Origin of the sequence: Thiospirillum jenense, from assembly GCF_014145225.1 — a bacterium.
Lineage (GTDB): Bacteria > Pseudomonadota > Gammaproteobacteria > Chromatiales > Chromatiaceae > Thiospirillum > Thiospirillum jenense.
Genome location: NZ_JABVCQ010000020.1, coordinates 1 through 18,801 on the forward strand (window position 1 = coordinate 1; position 18,801 = coordinate 18,801).

The 18,801-nt window shown below is 44.5% G+C and carries 13 protein-coding genes and 1 tRNA gene; 11 read left to right on the forward strand and 3 right to left on the reverse strand.

Features of this window, described 5'->3' with window-relative positions; translation table 11 throughout:
• From HUK38_RS09680 to HUK38_RS09700, 5 genes are all read left to right on the forward strand, one after another.
• Window positions 1–182 (forward strand): hypothetical protein (locus HUK38_RS09680; RefSeq protein WP_182584135.1); only part of this gene is annotated, 182 nt, incomplete at its 5' end.
• 8 nt (window positions 183–190) lie between these two features.
• The gene (locus tag HUK38_RS09685) at window positions 191–1,309 is read left to right on the forward strand and encodes a PilW family protein (RefSeq protein ID WP_182584136.1); all 1,119 of its coding nucleotides are present in this window, start codon (window positions 191–193) and stop codon (window positions 1,307–1,309) included.
• 36 nt (window positions 1,310–1,345) lie between these two features.
• Window positions 1,346–1,858: a pilus assembly PilX family protein gene (locus HUK38_RS09690; RefSeq protein WP_182584137.1), complete on the forward strand. Its 513-nt coding sequence runs from the start codon at window positions 1,346–1,348 to the stop codon at window positions 1,856–1,858.
• A gap of 19 nt (window positions 1,859–1,877) precedes the next feature.
• Window positions 1,878–6,998, forward strand: coding sequence for a pilus assembly protein (locus tag HUK38_RS09695; protein WP_182584138.1), 5,121 nt, complete (start codon window positions 1,878–1,880; stop codon window positions 6,996–6,998).
• A gap of 79 nt (window positions 6,999–7,077) precedes the next feature.
• Window positions 7,078–7,500, forward strand: a complete 423-nt coding sequence (locus HUK38_RS09700; protein ID WP_182584139.1) for a type IV pilin protein — start codon at window positions 7,078–7,080, stop codon at window positions 7,498–7,500.
• Between the two features lie 110 nt (window positions 7,501–7,610).
• On the opposite strand, the gene HUK38_RS09705 is transcribed toward HUK38_RS09700, so the two are convergent.
• Both HUK38_RS09705 and HUK38_RS09710 read right to left on the reverse strand, forming a co-directional pair.
• A tRNA-Arg gene (locus HUK38_RS09705) sits at window positions 7,611–7,687 on the reverse strand.
• A gap of 57 nt (window positions 7,688–7,744) precedes the next feature.
• On the reverse strand, window positions 7,745–9,295 hold the full coding sequence (locus HUK38_RS09710; RefSeq protein WP_182584140.1) for a nickel-dependent hydrogenase large subunit: 1,551 nt from the start codon (window positions 9,293–9,295) through the stop codon (window positions 7,745–7,747).
• 28 nt (window positions 9,296–9,323) lie between these two features.
• On the opposite strand from HUK38_RS09710, the gene mtaB reads away from it, so the two are divergent.
• On the forward strand, window positions 9,324–10,661 hold the full coding sequence (gene mtaB, locus HUK38_RS09715; RefSeq protein ID WP_338065397.1) for a tRNA (N(6)-L-threonylcarbamoyladenosine(37)-C(2))-methylthiotransferase MtaB: 1,338 nt from the start codon (window positions 9,324–9,326) through the stop codon (window positions 10,659–10,661).
• Here the strand turns inward: mtaB and ftsX are convergent.
• On the reverse strand, window positions 10,644–11,609 hold the full coding sequence (gene ftsX / locus HUK38_RS09720; protein WP_182584141.1) for a permease-like cell division protein FtsX: 966 nt from the start codon (window positions 11,607–11,609) through the stop codon (window positions 10,644–10,646). The genes mtaB and ftsX overlap by 18 nt on opposite strands.
• 245 nt (window positions 11,610–11,854) lie before the next feature.
• Here ftsX and HUK38_RS09725 point away from each other — a divergent pair, with 245 nt between their 5' ends.
• From HUK38_RS09725 to HUK38_RS09745, 5 genes are all read left to right on the forward strand, one after another.
• The gene (locus HUK38_RS09725; RefSeq protein WP_238787574.1) at window positions 11,855–13,153 is read left to right on the forward strand and encodes an EAL domain-containing protein; all 1,299 of its coding nucleotides are present in this window, start codon (window positions 11,855–11,857) and stop codon (window positions 13,151–13,153) included.
• Between the two features lie 646 nt (window positions 13,154–13,799).
• Window positions 13,800–14,900, forward strand: coding sequence for a TRAP transporter substrate-binding protein (locus HUK38_RS09730; protein WP_182584143.1), 1,101 nt, complete (start codon window positions 13,800–13,802; stop codon window positions 14,898–14,900).
• Window positions 14,901–15,073: 173 nt separating this feature from the next.
• On the forward strand, window positions 15,074–16,660 hold the full coding sequence (locus HUK38_RS09735) for a peptide chain release factor 3 (protein WP_338065398.1): 1,587 nt from the start codon (window positions 15,074–15,076) through the stop codon (window positions 16,658–16,660).
• A 62-nt stretch (window positions 16,661–16,722) separates the two neighbouring features.
• Window positions 16,723–17,427, forward strand: coding sequence for a succinate dehydrogenase iron-sulfur subunit (locus tag HUK38_RS09740; protein WP_182584145.1), 705 nt, complete (start codon window positions 16,723–16,725; stop codon window positions 17,425–17,427).
• Window positions 17,424–18,746, forward strand: coding sequence for an MFS transporter (locus HUK38_RS09745; RefSeq protein ID WP_182584146.1), 1,323 nt, complete (start codon window positions 17,424–17,426; stop codon window positions 18,744–18,746). The genes HUK38_RS09740 and HUK38_RS09745 overlap by 4 nt, the downstream gene beginning before the upstream one ends.
• Window positions 18,747–18,801 lie beyond the last annotated feature (55 nt).

The window sequence follows — 18,801 nt, forward strand, 5'->3', positions numbered from 1 at the left end:
CCTGTGCGCTGACATCGGCTGAAGCGCGTATTCAAAACAACAGTGGAATTATTACCGTGACGATTTGCTGGAATGAATCACGAGTAGATCAATTGACCGAGGAAACATTGCCAGATGATCCGCTCTGTGACGCGGCCGGTATTGATGGCACCATGTCTTTTAGTTTTAATACCGAATTGTGAGCATGACCATGACAAAACATTGCCTGACACTCAAGTTACAGCGCGGCATGACGTTGGTTGAATTATTGGTTGCAATGACCATTGGAATTTTTTTAACCGGTGGTGTCATTGCGTTATTTTTAGGCACTAAGCAAAGTTACAACATGAATGAGCAATTAGCCCGAGTACAGGAGAGCGGGCGCTTTGCATTAGATGTGTTGACGCGGGAGATTCGGCAGACGGGGTATATTGGGACGTGTTCAAGTGTTAGCAGTTTATTAGATAAAAATGCAAGCGGCTATACCGATGATCGGTATTGCTTAGGTGAAAAGCACGACTGTTTAGCAGCACAAAATCAACGGACAGCAATACGCGGTTGGGATGGAGTGGATCAGGCAGACCCTAATTTTGATGTTTATAATGAAACGGGTTATATTCCTAATACTGATGCAATTTTTATTAAACATGCAGCGGATTTCTCTGGATTAACACCCAGCGACGGCAATACCGTTCCCGTAACAGAAACTCTAAAATTAAATCAAGCTAATATTACTAAAAACGGAGCAATCTATTTGGTTGTCGGCGGCAACGACTGTTTTTTATTCCAAAATTTAGCATCTGATGATGCAAAACGAATATCCACTCAAGGTAGTACAACCAAACAACCAAAAAATTCTGACCCACTTAACATTAGTGTAGTTGATCCTGATGATCTTGCTGATCCTAATGATTATTATAGCCCAGAAATTTTTAGGTTCAGTAGCTATTTTTATTATATTGGCACTGGCTCTGATGGCTCTATCGGATTGCGTGAACGTAGTTTTAACAATGGTCATCCAACTTCCGTACGTCCAGCGGATGAAGAGCTAATTGCTGGCGTGATTGATATGCAAATTACTTACTTAGTGGAAAACGCGACCAGCTATGTTTCTGCTAATAGTCTTACTGCGACAGATTGGCCAAATGTTACCGCCATCCGCATTAGTCTATTAGTGCAAAATAATGATCCGAATAGCGCCAATATGATGGATCAGGCGATGTCTGTGCCTTTTTTGACTAACGCTGGAACGCTATTTGTGCCAACAGATCGGCGTTATTATCAGGTATTAACAACAACTATTGCGTTACGGAATCGGCAGCAACAATAATTGATTAGCACATTGGCTTGCACGAGGTTAAATCATATGTCCTATCCAAATCAACAGGGCGCGGTGCTTATTACCGGGTTAATGATTCTATTGATAGCGACCATTATTGGCGTATCGGCGGTGCAGAACACGGCATTTGATGAGCGCATGGCAAATAATTCACGCGGTGAGCAATTAGCATTTCAAGCGGCAGAGGCGGCAATACGAGAAGCGGCGCGAACAATAGAATCCAACAAAAGTAGTCTTACAATAATTAACAGCCCAACAACACCACGCCCTGATTTTAATCAAGATTGTGCAACATGGACAAGTACTAACCAAGCATCTAACGTTAATATGATTGGCGAACATGCAGTGCTTGCATCACTTCCCGTTTATACTATTGAAGAATTGGAAGCAATTTTACCTGTCCCACCTGATCAAAAATTTTGCAATGGTGTAGAAATGAACCCTACGCCACTGTTACACCCTTATCGTATTACTGCTTGTGCGCAAGGCAGCTTAAATACAGCCGTTGTTGTATTAGAAGCACTCGTTTGCGCCCCATAATTCTATTGGAGAATCCACCATGTCTCTACACAACCAACCCAATCAACGCATCGCAAAATTCTATGCCTTTCTATTCAGCTTTATGCTGACTTGTGGCATGAGCAATGTCATGGCAATGTTTGCAGAACCAACCCCGTCAGTTGAACCGTTATCTCAAGCCCCCCTATTCGGCGGCGGCGGCATTTCAGCCCCCCCCCTCACCATGTTAATTATGGGGCGCGATCACACGCTCTATTATGAAGCCTACAATGATGCCTCCGATTTAAGCGGCGACAACGTATTAGACATTGGCTATAAACCCAATATGACCGACGCTGAGGGCAATCAAGTAGATTACTTCGGTTATTTCGATTCGCATCTATGCTACACCCACGATGGCAGCAAATTTGTTCCCAGCGGCGCGACTGCAACAAAAAAATGTTCGGGCGCCTGGAGCGGTGATTTTTTGAATTACCTCACCACCTCGCGCATTGACGCATTACGCAAAGTACTCTACGGCGGCAAGCGCAGCACTGATGATGAAAATGAAACGATTTTAGAACGGTCTTATATTCCCCAAGACGCCCATAGCTGGGGGAAAGAATATAAAAGCATTGCGCATGATGGCTACAACATCAGTCAATATGCGCCATTATCAATTCCCGCCGACGGCACTCGTCATTTATTCGCTAATACCACGTTAGCCGTAGATGGCGGCAATAAACTCCCATTATTGCGCGTCTTAAATGATTCACGTTTTCGGATTTGGGAATGGGTCGCCATTGAACGTCCAGTGGCTGGCACCAATTGCGTGAGCGGCGGTTGTACCACCAGCGCCGGCGGTGACACAGCATCACATCCGGCAAATAGCAGCGCCTTTCAAGCAATGGTGGACAATTGGGCAACGGATGCACAACGCTGCGGCAGCGGTGAAATAACCAATGGACAAATCAATACGATTGGCTCCAATAACAATCCATTTACGACCATTGCTGGTTGTACCCACGATTACTATCTAACGATTATTACCGGCCGAATTAACGCCGCCACAGCGGGCGATTATGAATTTGCCACCAATGGCGATGACGCAGTCGAGGTGTTAATTGATGGGCAAGTCGTGACAGGTTGGTATGGTGGTCATGGCGACAAAACTGATGCAAGTATAGAAACACGCGCAACCAATACCGGTTCTAAAGTCACTAAGACATTAACCAGTGGCTGGCATTCGGTTGAATTTCGCCATGAAGAAGTCACGGGTGGTGACAATTGGCAATTATTATGGAAACCCCCTTCTGGGGTATGGGCAATTGTACCGGCCGCGAATTTACGCGGCCCAGATGGCAGTGATGACAGTAAGCCAATTATTACCACCTATAAAACAAAACGCACCTATCCAGCCTCAGCCATGACCGATTATGTCGTGCGCGTGAAAGTGTGCGATGCGAGTTATCTTGATGAAAATTGTAAAGCCTATGGCAGTAGTCATAAACCCATTGGATTATTGCAAGATTATGGGGAAACGGATCGCATGTTGTTTGGTTTAATCTCGGGCAGTTATACGCATCCCTATAATATGCAGGGCGGGATTTTGCGCAAAAACATTGAGAGTTTTGCTAATGAAGTGGATCCCGATACCGGCATCTTTTTAGAGGATGTATTAGGCATCGTCAATACAATTGATCGGTTTCGGATTGTGGATTTCAAAATGGGAACGGACTATAAATATAATGATGGCTGGTTAGCAACTAAAGCAATGGTTGAATCCACCGCCAAATTCCCAGATTGGGGTAATCCCATTGGCGAAATGATGTATGAAAGTTTGCGTTATTTCTCGGGTAAAACTGCTGCAACATCATCTTTTTTGCCTTCGTCTATTAGTAATAATAAAGAAACCGTGACACTGCACGATTATACCGGCGACTCGACAATGACATTACCCGCGCCGGCGTGGGTTGATCCCTATAGTCAAAATGATGCGCTCTATTGTTCTCCAGGCGCACAATTAGTCATTAGTGATGTCAATCCATCCTATGATTCAGACAGTGTGCCGGGCAGTGCCTTTGGCAGTATTAGCGGTGACATTAGCGGATTAAACGCAGCCAGTGAAGCCAATGCCATTTGGGGTGCTGAACATGGTGGCAGCGGTTATCATTTTATTGGTCAAGTGGGCAATTTATATGATGGTGCGCCGACTGCGAAACAGGTATCAGGATTAGGTGATATTCGTGGTTTATCACCTTCAGAACCTACTAAACAAGGCAGTTATTACGCCGCCGGCGTAGCGCGTTTTGGGTATCAAGAAGATTTACGTTCTGATATTCAAGATAAACAAGACATCAATACGTTTTCGGTGGCGCTGGCGTCACCATTGCCCAAAATCGTGATTCCAGTGGATAATAAATTGGTGACGCTGGTGCCATTCGCTAAATCAGTCGGCGGAATGAGCATCAATCCTGCTAAAGGACAATTCCAACCGACCAATACCATTGTGGATTTCTTTGTCGAAACCTTTGCCAATACGGATCCCAATGGGTCGGATGCCGATAGCACGGTGAATGAAGGGCGGCCATTTGTTAAGTTTCGCATTAACTTTGAAGATGTCGAACAGGGTGCTGACCATGATATGGACGCAATTATCGTGTATGAGTTGCGGGTGAATAGCGATAATACGTTGACGGTGACGCTAACGTCTGAATACGCGGCGGGCAGCATCATGCACCATTTAGGGTATGTCATTTCTGGCACTGATACAGATGGTGTTTATTTAGAAGTGCGCGATAAAGATACCAGCGAGTCAAATGATCCGGATTATTTCCTCGATACGCCCGTTGGCGTATTAGCAAGTGGGTGTAATAGCAATACACCACCGAGTGCATGTACAATTAACAATACCGACACACCGCTACCGTTATTTGCCACGCGCACCTTTACCGCGAGTAATAATGCCAATGTCGCAACGGTATTAGAAAGCCCATTGTGGTATGCGGCTAAGTATGGCTCAGAAGGCAATGCACGATTGGCGCAGGGTGAAAAATCGCCTAATTATTTCCTCGTCACCAATGCGGGGAAATTAAAAGAGCAAATTGAAGAAGCCTTTGCTCGTATCATTATGCTTGGTGAATTTTCAATGGCATCAGTGGCGACCAGTTCGACGCGGGCGACGACCGATACCGCCATTTATCAAGCGATTTTTGATTCCAATGATTGGAGTGGTGATTTAGAAGAATTCAGTTTGAATAATAGCGGTGAATGGGCGCCCGGTTGGGAAGCGGCGACTGAATTAAATGATGAGACGGGCCGCCATCTCTTCACTTGGAAAAAAGAAACTGATGAAAGCGGCAATATCACCACCGCTACCGGCATTGACTTGGCGTGGGATGACTTGACCACAGCACAACAGGGTATCTTGGATAACGACCAAACGCGCCTTAATTGGCTATTGGGTGATGATAGTTTGGAAAATGATGACGCCGAGTCTCCAAATGGTTATAGAGCGCGGACGACAGTGCTTGGCGATATTGTTAATTCCAATCCACTCTATGTCGGTAAAGCGGAAGACGCCGGCTATACTTATTTGCCAACCGGGGTTGCGGGACGCGATAGCTATGCGACTTTCATTAGCGGTACGGCAAATCGAACGCCCGTTTTATATGTTGGTGCGAATGACGGGATGCTCCATGCGTTTAATGCCGCGACGGGCGCCGAACAATTCGCATATATGCCACAGGGTGTGTGGGATGAAGGGCGGGTTAATTCACTCGTGGATAAAACCTATGCACATCGTTATTTCGTGGACGGTACGCCCGCGATTGGTGAAGCCTATCTTGGCAGTTGGAAATCGGTATTAGTCAGTTCATTAGGCGCAGGTGGTAAGGGCGTCTTTGCATTAGATGTGACCAATCCCGCTGAATTCAACGCGAGTAAAGTCTTGTGGGAATTCAAGGATGAAAATATGGGTTACATGGTCAATCAAATGACCTCATCACCGGTGATTGGCCGGATGAAAAATGGTGAGTGGGCGGCGATCTTTGGCAATGGCTATAATAGCGGCACTGGTGCGTGGTTATACATTGTTAAATTAAATGGCGATCCAACCGATCCTGCTGACATGTTGATTAAAAAGATTCAGGTTTCAGATGATTCAACCAATGGGTTATCGGCAGTGACGCTTATTCGGGATCGCTATTACACTGTCGTTGGTGCGTATGCGGGTGACTTAAAAGGCAACCTGTGGAAATTCGATTTAACTGGTACCAGTCCCGGCGGGTGGGGTATTGCCAGCAATGGCGGGCCGCTATTCACGGCAACGGATTCAACTGATGTGGCGCAACCTATTACTGGTCCATTAGAGGTCGGCTATCATCCTGATAATGGTTACATCGTTTATTTCGGCACTGGGCAATACATGCGCAATACTGATGTCGGTAATCAAGCGGTGCAGTCTATTTATGGCATTTGGGATAATGCGTCGTTGCAGGATGGCGGACTGCCGGATAACAGCAGTTGGCATGGTGGTTCAGCTATTGCCAGTCGCAGTGAATTATTGCAGCAGACTATTGATTATGAAACAACCGCCGATAATGACCCCGATAGTTTAACGTGGCGCGTATTATCTGATCATGCGATTGATTGGGCGGATAAACGTGGCTGGTTCATTGATTTAATTTCTCCAGAAAATGATAGCGAAGGTGAGCGCGTAGTCACCCGACCCGATATTCTGCCCTATACAACGAAGATCATGTTCACCAGTATTATTCCGCAAGAATCGAATGATCCCTGTCAAACAGGCGGCGGCAAAAGTTGGGTATTAGTGGTGGATATGTATGACGGCGGTAGTTTTAATGGCCCCGTGTTTGATGTGAATAAAGATGATTCATTTGATGCGGAAAACGATATGTTTACTGCTAATATCAATGGCGAGGAAGTGTTATTGCCCTATACCAGCATTGGCATAGATCACATCACTAATGCGCCAATTAATTTGATTGAAGATGCTGTTGAAGAAGACCCCAATCATCCGGGGAGTGGAAGCCCGCGTATGATTGTCCCGGTGATTGCTGGTCAAGATGGTGGCACACCAGAGGAATTGCGTAAAATTAGTACAGATGATGGCGGCGGCAATTGCGGTGATGGCTGTCAAAGCTGGCGCCAACTCCGCTAATAAACCCGCCCCACAGTTCCGGCGCTGTCATTCACCAAACAGCGCCGGTTAATTCACAAAACTTTAATGGACAGACAGCATGTTGAATAGAAAACCCAGCGCCGGCTTCACCTTAATTGAATTGATGATAACCGTCGCCATCGTCGGCATCCTCGCCGCCATTGCGTATCCCAGTTATCAAGATTCGGTGATTAAATCATGGCGCACCACCGCCACCGGCTGTTTATTAGAACTGGCAACACGCATGGAACGGCGCTATACCAGCACCTCCCGTTATAATAGCGACGCAAATATCCCCGCAGCGAGTTGCACCACTGACGGCAGCATGGCTAACCGCTACACGTTTTCATTCACCGCCACACCCACAGCCACCGCCTATTCATTACAAGCCGTTCCCGCCACAGATGGCCCACAAGCGAATGACGCCTGCGGCACCCTCACTATCAACAACTTCGGGCAAAAGGGCGCGGCTGATGATCCCGCCACCTGCTGGCGGCAATAATCAATTCGATCATTGCAAATGTTTATTCGTGCGGGTAAATAAACGCGCAAAAAAAAATGGCTCAGATAAATTAATTATCTGAGCCAATGTCGTTTACTTTATCAGGGAATTGGCGCGCCCGGAGAGATTCGAACTCCCGACCCCCTGGTTCGTAGCCAGGTACTCTATCCAACTGAGCCACGGGCGCCTTGAGCAGAGAATTATCAACCACCCCCGCCCGCTCGTCAAGTCCCAACTGCGCCGCTCAATGCACCGAACAGGCAATACACGGATCAGTCGAGCGCACAATGCGCGTCAATTCAATAGGCGCGGCGGAATTTTGAATGCGTGTGCCAATTAACATCTGCTCCACCGCCCCGGGTTGATTACTCGCATCTCGCGGCGAAATATTCCACGTTGTCGGCACAATCAATTCATAATTCTGAATATAACCCTGATCGTCCGTTGCAATCCAATGCGCCAACGCCCCCCGCGTCGCCTCAGTTAAACCCACCCCCTGCGCATTCCGCGGCACCGGTTGTTCAATAAAACCCAATTGATCCGGCACCAGCGCCTCCAAATCCTGTTCTAATCGGTCAAGAATCAACAACGCATTGAATAACCGCGCCAAATGCCGCCCCATCACTGAAGGATAATCGGCTAAGGTTAATCCCAGCGCCTGATTATATTGATTCACCAGCGACGTCACCGCTGGATTGATTCCCGCGTGATAAGTATTGACAATGCGCGCCACCGGACCAACCTCCATGACCGCCCCACCATAGCGCGGCGCCCGCGCCCAACTATATTTACCATTCGGCTGCGCCCGCTCGTGATTAAACTGCGCCCAATCAATTGGCGTCAAATGGCGACTACTCAATGGTTTAACATGGCGATCTGGTTGATCGCTATAATACGAACGAACACTATCTTCAGTAATTTTATTAATATCAAGCGGCTGATACTGTCCATTTAACGTCGCCCCGCCAGCAAAGGCATGATTTGCCCCGGTTGCATCTGGAAAAAACGGATACGACAATAAATGACCAGCGCCGCGCCCTTCGGCAAAATACGGGCGAAAGGCTTGCGCAACGGCGGTCACATCATCCCGAAATGCGCCGCGAATAAACGCCGCCACCGGGATTAACCAAGTGCGGAATTGAATAATGCTGTCTAATGATGGAATGGTCGTCACCCCGCCCGCTTCAATCGTCACTGGATGCGGTGCTTTCGCGCCAAATAACGCCACCATGCGATGTAATGTCGCCATGATTGGCAACGCCTCTAAATAATGGCGAATCGCACTCAAATTCAGCGTCGGATCATGACAATAGGCCGCTTCATAGCGCGGTAAAAAGGGCGCGGCGGGAAAGACTTTTGCACTCGCCATTTCTTGTTTCACCCAATCGCGCACCGTTAATAACCCAGCATCCTGACCTTGATAATGCAACACGGCGGTAATATCAATAAAATCTAATGCACATAACGCATAAAAATGCAGCAAATAATCTTGCAGATGATAACTCCCAACAATTAAATTACGCAGGCGCTGGCCATTCGCATTGGGGCGCAAGTTCATCGCATGTTCTAATGCCAACGCCGCCGCTTCTGCATGACCATAGGGACACACACCGCAAATACGCTGCGTGACCTGTTGCGCCACTCGCGCATCATACCCAATTAACGCTTTTTCAATCCCGCGAAACATATCTGCACTGCACTGTGCATCAATGACAACTTGATTTTCAATGTGAGTCACAAAGCGTAAATGCCCTTCAATACGGGTCATGGGATCAACAACACAACGAGTCATCATAAGTATTTTAATCTGTGAGTGTCATTCAGTGAATAAAAACACACCGCCGCTGCAAGTGCAATTAGCCACCCTCGGCTGCCGTCTCAATGAAGCCGAAACGGAATACTGGGCGCGACAACTCAATCAAGCGGGCGCTACCATTCTTAATCCAAGCGATGTTCATTCACCCGCCGATTTAATCATTATCAATACCTGCGCCGTCACCGCCGATGCCGTGCGCAAATCACGGCGGTTAATTCACCGCTTGCGCAATCAATATCCACACGCCCGCTGTGTTGTTACCGGCTGCGCCGCATCTTTACCGGTTTATCACGCTGGATTTCAAGCAGAGTGCGACATTTTAATTCCCAATGCCGATAAAGATCAATTGGTCAGTCTCATTAATGCTGCCTTGCAATTATCATTATCACCAATGAACGATCAGCCCGCGTCATCCAATGTATTATTCACACGCGGCCGGCAGCGAGCATTTATTAAAATCCAAGATGGCTGCCGTCACCGCTGTCATTTTTGTATGACCACCCTTGCCCGCGGCGCCGAACGCAGCCGCCCAATTGCTGAGATTATTCAACACATCCAACAATTGACAACCGAAGACATTCACGAGGTGTTATTAACCGGTGTTCACGTCGCTGGCTACGGCCATGATCTGCACACCAATTTAATGGCATTATTAACAGCCATCTTAAATGACACCAGCATTGAACGGATCCGCCTCGGCGCACTCGAACCCTGGGAATTGCCGACAGCGTTATGGTCATTATTTGACAATCCACGTTTAATGCCGCATCTCCATTTACCAGTACAAAGCGGCTCGGATCAAGTATTAAAACGCATGGGGCGGCGCGGCAGTGCAATTCGCTTTGCTGAGTTAGTTTCAATTGTCCGCGAGCGCATTCCAACTGTCAATTTAACCACCGACATCATTGTTGGATTTCCCGGCGAAACGGATGCCGATTGGCAGCAAACATTGGCATTAGTCACGCAAAGTCAATTCAGTCATGTGCATAGTTTTGCTTATTCACCGCGCCCCGGTACTCGCGCCGCTGATCTGCCCCAACGGATAGATGCAGCAATTATGCAGCACCGCATCCGTGAATTAAAGCAATTAACAGCGGTATTAAAACGCACTCAATTAGAACGGCAACTCGGGCGCGCCGATCAGGTATTAATTGAAGCGCGCCCGCCCGACTGCCGCGAGTGGGTTGGCTATACGCGCAATTATTTCCCTGTTAAAATAGCGATTGAGGCAGCACCATCACTATTATTAACCAATCAAATCATCCCAGTGCGCCTAACAACACTCACACCCGATGGATTAGCATTGCACGGGCAGTGCATCACTGAATTAACGCGAGGGTTGTAATTGGTTTAACCGCTGCGCAACGACTAACCAACTGCCAGCAATCCCTAATGCAATGGCGCCAATCATTAAAATACATGTTGCAATCCAATCTAATCCCAACAGTTGAAAATGACTATGATACAAGCGCGCAATGCGATCTACTGGCGTTTGTAGCTGCCATGCCATGAAGTTCACTAATACCCAGGCGCCACTACCGCCAAATAATCCATACCAGGCGCCGCTATACAAAAAGGGACGGCGAATAAAAGAAGCTGTAGCGCCCACAAGGTCCATGACCTCGATTTCATTACGGCGGTTTTCAACTTCAAGCCGAATCGTATTGCCAATCACTAATAAAACACCAATCGCTAATGCAGCACTCAATAACCACAGCCCCTGTTGTAATAATTTAATCACCGCTTGCAATCGTTGGATCCATTCAGTATCCAAGCGCACAAAGTCAATACCTGGCAATTGCGCCACACTTGCGCTTAACTGCTCTAATTCTGTTAAATCACTAATATAAGATGTGGGATATAATGCCAACACCACTGGTAACGGATTTTCGGTTAATTGATCTAATGCCGCACCTAGTCCACTATAACTACGAAATTCAGCTAATCCAGCTTGACGCGAAATGATTTCCACATGAGCAACATCAGTCCGTTGGCGCAATTCATTAGCTAACTTATCCGCTTGTTGTTCATCAATATGTGGTAATAAAAAAAGTGAAATAGCAGCCGCACCTTCCCAATGTCCGCCTAATTCTTTGAGGTTAATTGTGAATACATGTAGCGCAGTGGGCAAGGCTAATGCAATTGCAATTGCTGCAATGGTCAATGCCGTTGCAAATGGCGTTACCCATAATTGCTGCACACTATCTGATGCGGCATTGACATGGCAAGTAAGCCACGCATACAGCCGTTGTTTTAGAGATCGCGCTGTGTGTCGAGTGGTTATGGTAGCCATTTGATAATATGTAGTAATGCAAAATCAATCGCTGCAAATGCGCTGTTCGTATCGCCATCAATGGGTATTGGAGGTTAAAATCTTGATGACTCTAGCACCTGTTGATGCAAATAGATTAACATACAAGTGTCCACTTAACCTAAATAATTATCCAAATTGATAGTGCTATTCGTAGTAAAATCACTGTCAGAAGTAACAATGACGGTTTATGCTATTAGGTAGATGCTGTTATGAATTTAGCGAATATGAATACAATTCTTTGTCTTGGGTTTGATGCCCAAATGTGGCGGTTATCCGATATATTAGAAGAGTATCGTCCAAACTGGATACGCCTTACCGTATTATCCGATAATCCAAGTGTCACTGCTGCGTTGGCGGATAATGAGCAATGGGATTTAATTTTATGTGATGTCACAGCATTTTATTTATTGCATATAGATAAATTACTTGTGAATCAAATGAATCGCTCCCCTTCATTAGTGTTAGTTCGTCCATTGGGTAGCAGCCTGTCACCAGCAGAGGCATTTCGACGCGGTGCAGCAGATGTTGTTACGATTGGCGATCAAGAACACCTGTTGATGATTATTGAACGTGAAATTATAAATGCTGTGATGCGTAAAGAACTAAAGCAACTACGTCGAACATTAAAATCAGACATTGCACCTTTACCTAAACTAACTAAATTTGAAGATTTCAATCAAGACCCAGATCAAGAAAATCCGCTTTTACAAGAGCAAAGTATTGAAAAAATTATTCCTTTGGTGACTACTTCACGCACCGAAGATTTGCGTATTAAACGGTTGATTGAATCCGATGGATTGGTGTTAGAATACCAACCGATTGTGACACTAAAATTGATTGCCGAACAACCAGCATTATTTGAAGCGTTGTTGCGATTGCGTGATGAAGATGGACGTATCTTGCGACCATTAGATTTTTTTCCAGTTGCGTCGCGTCATAGTTGGTTAACTAAACTCGATCAATGGGTGTTTCATCGTGCATTAGCAACATTGGCACACATGCAGACGCAATCTGGCATTATGGCAGGATTGTTTTTGAATCTCGCAACGGAAACGCTTGCTTCTGATCTGGCGCTAGATGCCATTATTAATACCATTGACACAGCTGCTATTATGCCTGGGTCACTTGTGATCGAAGTAGATAAAGAAGTTTTTAGTAAACAAAAAGCTGGATTAAAACGGTTACATCAAATACTCCAGTCTTATCAACATGGTTTACTCATTGAGAAATTTGATGCTGATGATGGCTGGTTGCTTGATTTAATACCTAACTTAGTCACGCATGTGAAACTCAATTGTAATTTTTTACACGGGGCGATTGTTGACCATGAAACAGAAGATGCACTACGCCGCCTTATTTCCTGTGCCACTAATCATCATGCAAAAGTGATTGCATTAGCAGTTGACAACGCAAATGTTTTGCCATTGCTCTATTCCATTGGGGTTGATTATATTCAAGGACATTTTGTCAGTATGCCGTATGAAGAGCTAGTATATCCTAGTGTTCACGTCGTAGAAATTTAGTGACTGTATTGAATATTTTAAGGAGTTATGGGATTAAAAAATGATAACCGGTCAGCCTGATTAGCTTTTTTATAAAATAAGAAAAGTAGTAAAAAATGTAATAAAAGTTAGAACTCACTACACAAACTTCTCCTTTTTCACAAAAGAGCAGTTTAGCTGACTAATTACAAATCGCATTTACCAATTGACGATTGTTTATGGCTGCTAAGTTGTGTTTTGGTCACAAAATCGCGCAATTATCAATCGTTTACTTCTTAAAAACAACTTAGTTTAATTACCCGTTATGGCTAATCTGATAACCATGTTATCCAAAAAAATTTGGTAGTGCATTGCACAATAGGATTTTAGGCAAAATTTATATTTTTTATCAGACGGATACACCCGATTGATCCTATCCAGCAACGTATCACCCCAGTTGCAGGTCGCTATTAGCATTGGTGCAACTATGCTGTTAAAACCCATGTTAACTGCTATGCTAGACCTAGCGGACGTTGCTTTGTGTCAAGCGAAAGAAACTGGTAGAAATCAGGTATGTATCCTTTAATATCAATACGATTGCTTACTGACTGTTTTGCCTATTACGGATACTACTTATTGGCAGTATTTGATAATTTTTACTAACTAAAAAGTAATAAAGGTGAGAAAAATGAACAGACGACAATTTATTTCTTCTACGAGCATTGGTGCTATTACAGCAGGTTTAACTATTCCAGCCTATGCCGAAATGCCTAAAATTAAATGGCGTTTAGCATCTAGTTTTCCTAAAAGTTTAGACACGATTTATGGCGGCGCTGAAATGCTTGCGCACCGCATTATGGAATTAACTGCTGGTCAGTTTGAGATTCGCGTATTTGCTGGTGGTGAAATTGTACCGCCATTTGGTGTATTGGATGCTGTTCAACAAAATACGGTTGAATGCGGTCATACTGCATCCTATTATTACTATGGGAAAAATAAAGCGTTGGCATTAGAGACCACTTGTCCATTTGGGTTAAATACTCGTCAATTAACTGCATGGGTATTTGAAGGCGGTGGCTTAGAACAATTGCGTAAATTATTTGCCGACTACCAAATTGTTAATTTTCCTGGTGGCAGTACTGGCGCACAAATGGGCGGCTGGTTTCGCAGTGAAATTAAATCGTTATCTAGTTTAAACGGCCTTAAAATTCGTATTCCCGGCTTTGGTGCTGAGATATTTTCACGATTAGGTGCTGTCCCGCAATCATTACCGGGGGGCGAAATTTACCCAGCATTAGAACGTGGTGCAATTGATGCTGCCGAATGGACTGTTCCTTATGATGATGCCAAACTCGGGTTTCATAAAGTTGCTAAATATTATTATTATCCGGGCTGGTGGGAACCGGGCACCCACCTTGTGTTTTATGTGAATAAAACACAATGGGATGCTTTACCACCTATTTATCAAGCAGTATTTGAAACTGCGGCTAAAGAAACACATTTACTGATGTTAGCTACTTATGATGTCAAAAACCCAACTGCATTACAACAGCTTGTGCGGGATGGCGCAGTTTTACGACGTTTTCCTGATGATGTTTTATTAAAGGCTTATGCAACTGCTCAACAAGTATATGCCGAAGAATCAGCACATAATCCGGCATTTAAAGCGATTTATGAATCAATACAAGCATTTCAGCAAATTGCCGATCCTTGGTGGGGAATTGCCGAATCTTCAATGGCAAATTTCATGCGCGCCATGCAGCGACAGCAGAATAAAACTGCACCTTAGCAGTAGTGTTATTTTTCAATAACATTGAGATACATATCGTCAATTTAATACCAACGGTATTTTTAATACTGACGCTGCTATAGTTTTAGTGTTCTAATTAAACCTAGCACCAATAACAGCCCCCACGTTGTCAATTAGTAATTAACTGGCATACCACACGTTTATAATGGAAAATTTGCATGTCCGAACTTGACGAACAATTGAATAAGCGGCGCACCTTTGCCATCATTTCTCACCCAGATGCTGGTAAAACAACCTTGACTGAAAAACTGTTGTTATTTGGTGGCGCTATTCAAATGGCAGGTACAGTCAAAGGGCGTAAAGCGGCGCGTCATGCCACTTCGGATTGGATGGAATTAGAGAAACAACGTGGTATTTCAGTGACTTCTTCAATCATGCAGTTTGTTTATGGTGAAGCAATTATCAATTTATTAGATACGCCCGGGCATGAAGATTTTTCTGAAGATACTTACCGTACTTTAACAGCGGTTGATTCAGCATTAATGGTTATTGATGTCGCAAAAGGCGTGGAAGAACGCACTATTAAGCTCATGGACGTTTGTCGGCGGCGGGCAACACCTATTTTGACTTTTGTGAATAAACTTGATCGCGAAGGGCGAGCGGCTATTGAAGTTTTAGATGAAATTGAGCAAATTTTAAATATTCAATGTGCGCCAATCACCTGGCCGATTGGGATGGGTAAACGGTTTCGTGGTGTTTATGATTTACGGCATGATTGCACACATTTATTTAGTGCAACACATGGCGGTAAGATTAAGACAGGTGAAATCATTCAAGGCTTGATGAATGCACGTCTTGATGAGTTACTAGGCGACCAAGCGGATGAATTGCGTGAAGAACTAGAATTGGTATCAGGTGCATCACATCCATTTGATCTTGATGCGTATTTGCATGGATATCAAACCCCCGTATTTTTTGGTTCAGCAATCAATAACTTTGGTGTCAAAGAATTATTAGATGCTTTTGCTATTTATGCGCCAATGCCCGGCCCTCGTTCAGCGCGTGAACGCCAAATTAATTCAAATGAAGAAACCTTTACTGGCTTTGTATTTAAAATACAGGCGAATATGGATCCTTCTCATCGAGATCGTATTGCGTTTTTAAGAATTTGTTCAGGCAATTATCGCAAAGGTATGAAAATACGCCACGTCCGCTTAGGAAAGACCATACAAATTGCTAATGCAATTACTTTTCAAGCAGATGAAAGACGGTTGGTAGAAGAGGCTTGGCCAGGCGATATTATTGGATTGCATAATCATGGCACCATTCAAATCGGGGATACCTTTACCGAAGGTGAAGAATTGAAATATGAAGGCGTACCATTTTTTGCACCTGAATTGTTTCGGCGGGTTGTATTAAAAGACCCATTAAAAACTAAATCCTTATTGAAGGGCGTAGTGCAATTGTGTGAAGAAGGTGCAACGCAAGTATTTCGTCCACTGAAAAATAATGACATCATGCTTGGTGCTATTGGTATGCTACAGTTCGACGTTGCAGCTTATCGCCTCAAACATGAATACAGTGTCGAGGCGGTTATGGAGCCAGTCGGTGTTTATACCGTCCGTTGGGTCGTGAGTGATAATACTAAAATGATTGAACAGTTTAAAAATAAAGCCTACGAAAATTTGGCTCTTGATGGAGATAATCAATTGGTTTATCTCGCATCAACACGAGTCAATCTTGCATTAACAGAAGAGCGTTGGCCGGCGCTGCAATTTCTTGCAACCCGTGAATTATAAGCAACGCCCTATTGCACATAGTCTTTAGATCTCATGGTTGCCACCTAATATACTCACAATTAATGTCACACCTAGTAAAAATTCATTTATTTCGCTTTAATCCTGAGCGTGATACGCAGTCTCGAATGCAAGTATTCGACGTTGCGGTGCATTCAGGAATGATGCTACGCGACGCTTTATTGGAAATTAAAGCGCTTGATGAAACCTTTGCTTTTCGTCATTCTTGTGGCGAAGGAGTTTGCGGTTCCGATGGCGTTAATGTTAATGGTGTTAATTGTCTTGCGTGTACAACACCATTAACCAGTCTCACTGAACCTATTATAATCCGCCCCTTGCCTGGATGTCCTATTATCCGCGATTTAATTGTAGATATGTCCAAGTTCTATGAACAATACCGTGCCATTCGCCCTTATCTTATTCGCACCGAACCATTACCAGAACACGAATTATTACAATCGCCATCAGAACGCGCACAACTTGATGGCTTATACGAATGTATTCTCTGTGGTTGTTGTACAACTGCTTGTCCATCATTTTGGTGGAATCCCGATCAATTTCATGGCCCCGCCGCATTACTTCAAGCATGGCGCTTTTTAATTGATAGTCGTGATCAGGCAATGAATGCACGTCTTGACGCACTTGAAGGACCGTATCGCTTATTTCGTTGTCACAGTATTATGAATTGTGTTGAAATGTGTCCCAAGCAATTAAATCCAACTCAAGCAATTGGTCATATTAAAATGCTTTTGTTAAATAAAGCGATATGACTAACACCATAAAAATGACACAAGTTCATTCAAAAAGAGCAATATGGTCGTGGGCAATCTATGACTGGGCTAATTCGGCTTTTGCCACCGTGATCATGGCCGGCTTTTTTCCAGTATTTTTCAAACAATTTTGGGCAGCACCACTACCAGCAACCACCAGTACATTCTGGCTCGGCATGGTCAATTCTGCGGCAAGTTTAATTATTGTATTGACCGCCCCTGTACTTGGCGCTCTTGCTGACCGTCTCAATGCAAAAAAACGGTTTTTATTACTCTTTACCGTATTAGGTGTATTTTCCAGCGCCGCGCTGTATTGGCTGGCTCAAGGTCAATGGGTATTGGCACTCGCCATATATTTTATTGGATTATTGGGCTTTTCTGGTAGCAATATTTTCTATGATGCGTTATTAGTTGACGTATCACAACCACATCAATATGAACGCGTATCGTCACTTGGCTATGCCATGGGCTATCTAGGTGGTGGTGTATTATTTGCCATCAATGTTGTGATGACTTTACATCCCGATTGGTTTGGATTAAATGACGCGAGTGCCGCGGTACGTTGGTCATTATTCAGTGTTGCTGTGTGGTGGGGTGGATTTGCGATTCCAATTGCACTGTGGGTCACTGAACAGCCTAATGTGGGCATCAGCCCTCATCAACCTTTCGCCACTGTTTTCTTTTCAGTATTGCGTGAATTATGGGCGACATTACAGCTTATTCGGCGCTTACCCAATAGCTTTTTATGTTTACTTGCATATTGGTTTTATATTGATGGTGTAGATACCATTGTGCGCATGGCGGTTGATTATGGATTGTCACTTGGTTTTGCCGCCAGTGATTTAATGTTATCGTTATTAATCACTCAAATAATCGGTTTTCCAGCGGCATTGCTATTTGGTCATCTCGGAGAACATTGGGGGGCGAAAAATAGCATTTTATTAAGCATAGCGGTTTATTTATTAATAGTTGCAGCCGCATCTCAGTTGCAAGTTGTCATGCACTTTTATGTATTAGCCGCCGCAATTGGTTTGGTGCAGGGTGGTATTCAGGCATTAAGTCGTGCATTATTTGCTCATTTAACGCCGCGTTATCAGACTGCTCAGTTTTTTGGCTTTTTTAATATGGTTGGCAAATTTGCGGCGGTATTAGGCCCAGCACTGGTTGCAATGACGGCTGCTTTAACCAATGACACACGCTTATCACTCTTGCCGATTGCAGGGTTATTTATTATTGGAGCTAGTTTATTGTGGCGAGTCAATTTGACGGATGGTAAAGCTGCAATTGCTGTACTGGAACAGCAAACACGCTCAACTTAAATCTGAGTTCGGCAAAATGATGCTCTACAGTTTAGTTTTTTGAATTAGACTGTCG

Excerpts from the sequence above, each read along its gene's own strand:
- HUK38_RS09730 (WP_182584143.1), top strand. The coding sequence starts at position 13,800 with ATGAACAGACGACAATTTATTTCTTCTACGAGCATTGGTGCTATTACA.
- HUK38_RS09690 (WP_182584137.1), top strand. The coding sequence starts at position 1,346 with ATGTCCTATCCAAATCAACAGGGCGCGGTGCTTATTACCGGGTTAATG.
- ftsX (WP_182584141.1), bottom strand. The coding sequence starts at position 11,609 with ATGGCTACCATAACCACTCGACACACAGCGCGATCTCTAAAACAACGG.
- HUK38_RS09685 (WP_182584136.1), top strand. The coding sequence starts at position 191 with ATGACAAAACATTGCCTGACACTCAAGTTACAGCGCGGCATGACGTTG.
- HUK38_RS09710 (WP_182584140.1), bottom strand. The coding sequence starts at position 9,295 with ATGATGACTCGTTGTGTTGTTGATCCCATGACCCGTATTGAAGGGCAT.
- HUK38_RS09740 (WP_182584145.1), top strand. The coding sequence starts at position 16,723 with ATGTCACACCTAGTAAAAATTCATTTATTTCGCTTTAATCCTGAGCGT.
- HUK38_RS09695 (WP_182584138.1), top strand. The coding sequence starts at position 1,878 with ATGTCTCTACACAACCAACCCAATCAACGCATCGCAAAATTCTATGCC.
- HUK38_RS09725 (WP_238787574.1), top strand. The coding sequence starts at position 11,855 with ATGAATACAATTCTTTGTCTTGGGTTTGATGCCCAAATGTGGCGGTTA.
- HUK38_RS09700 (WP_182584139.1), top strand. The coding sequence starts at position 7,078 with ATGTTGAATAGAAAACCCAGCGCCGGCTTCACCTTAATTGAATTGATG.
- HUK38_RS09745 (WP_182584146.1), top strand. The coding sequence starts at position 17,424 with ATGACTAACACCATAAAAATGACACAAGTTCATTCAAAAAGAGCAATA.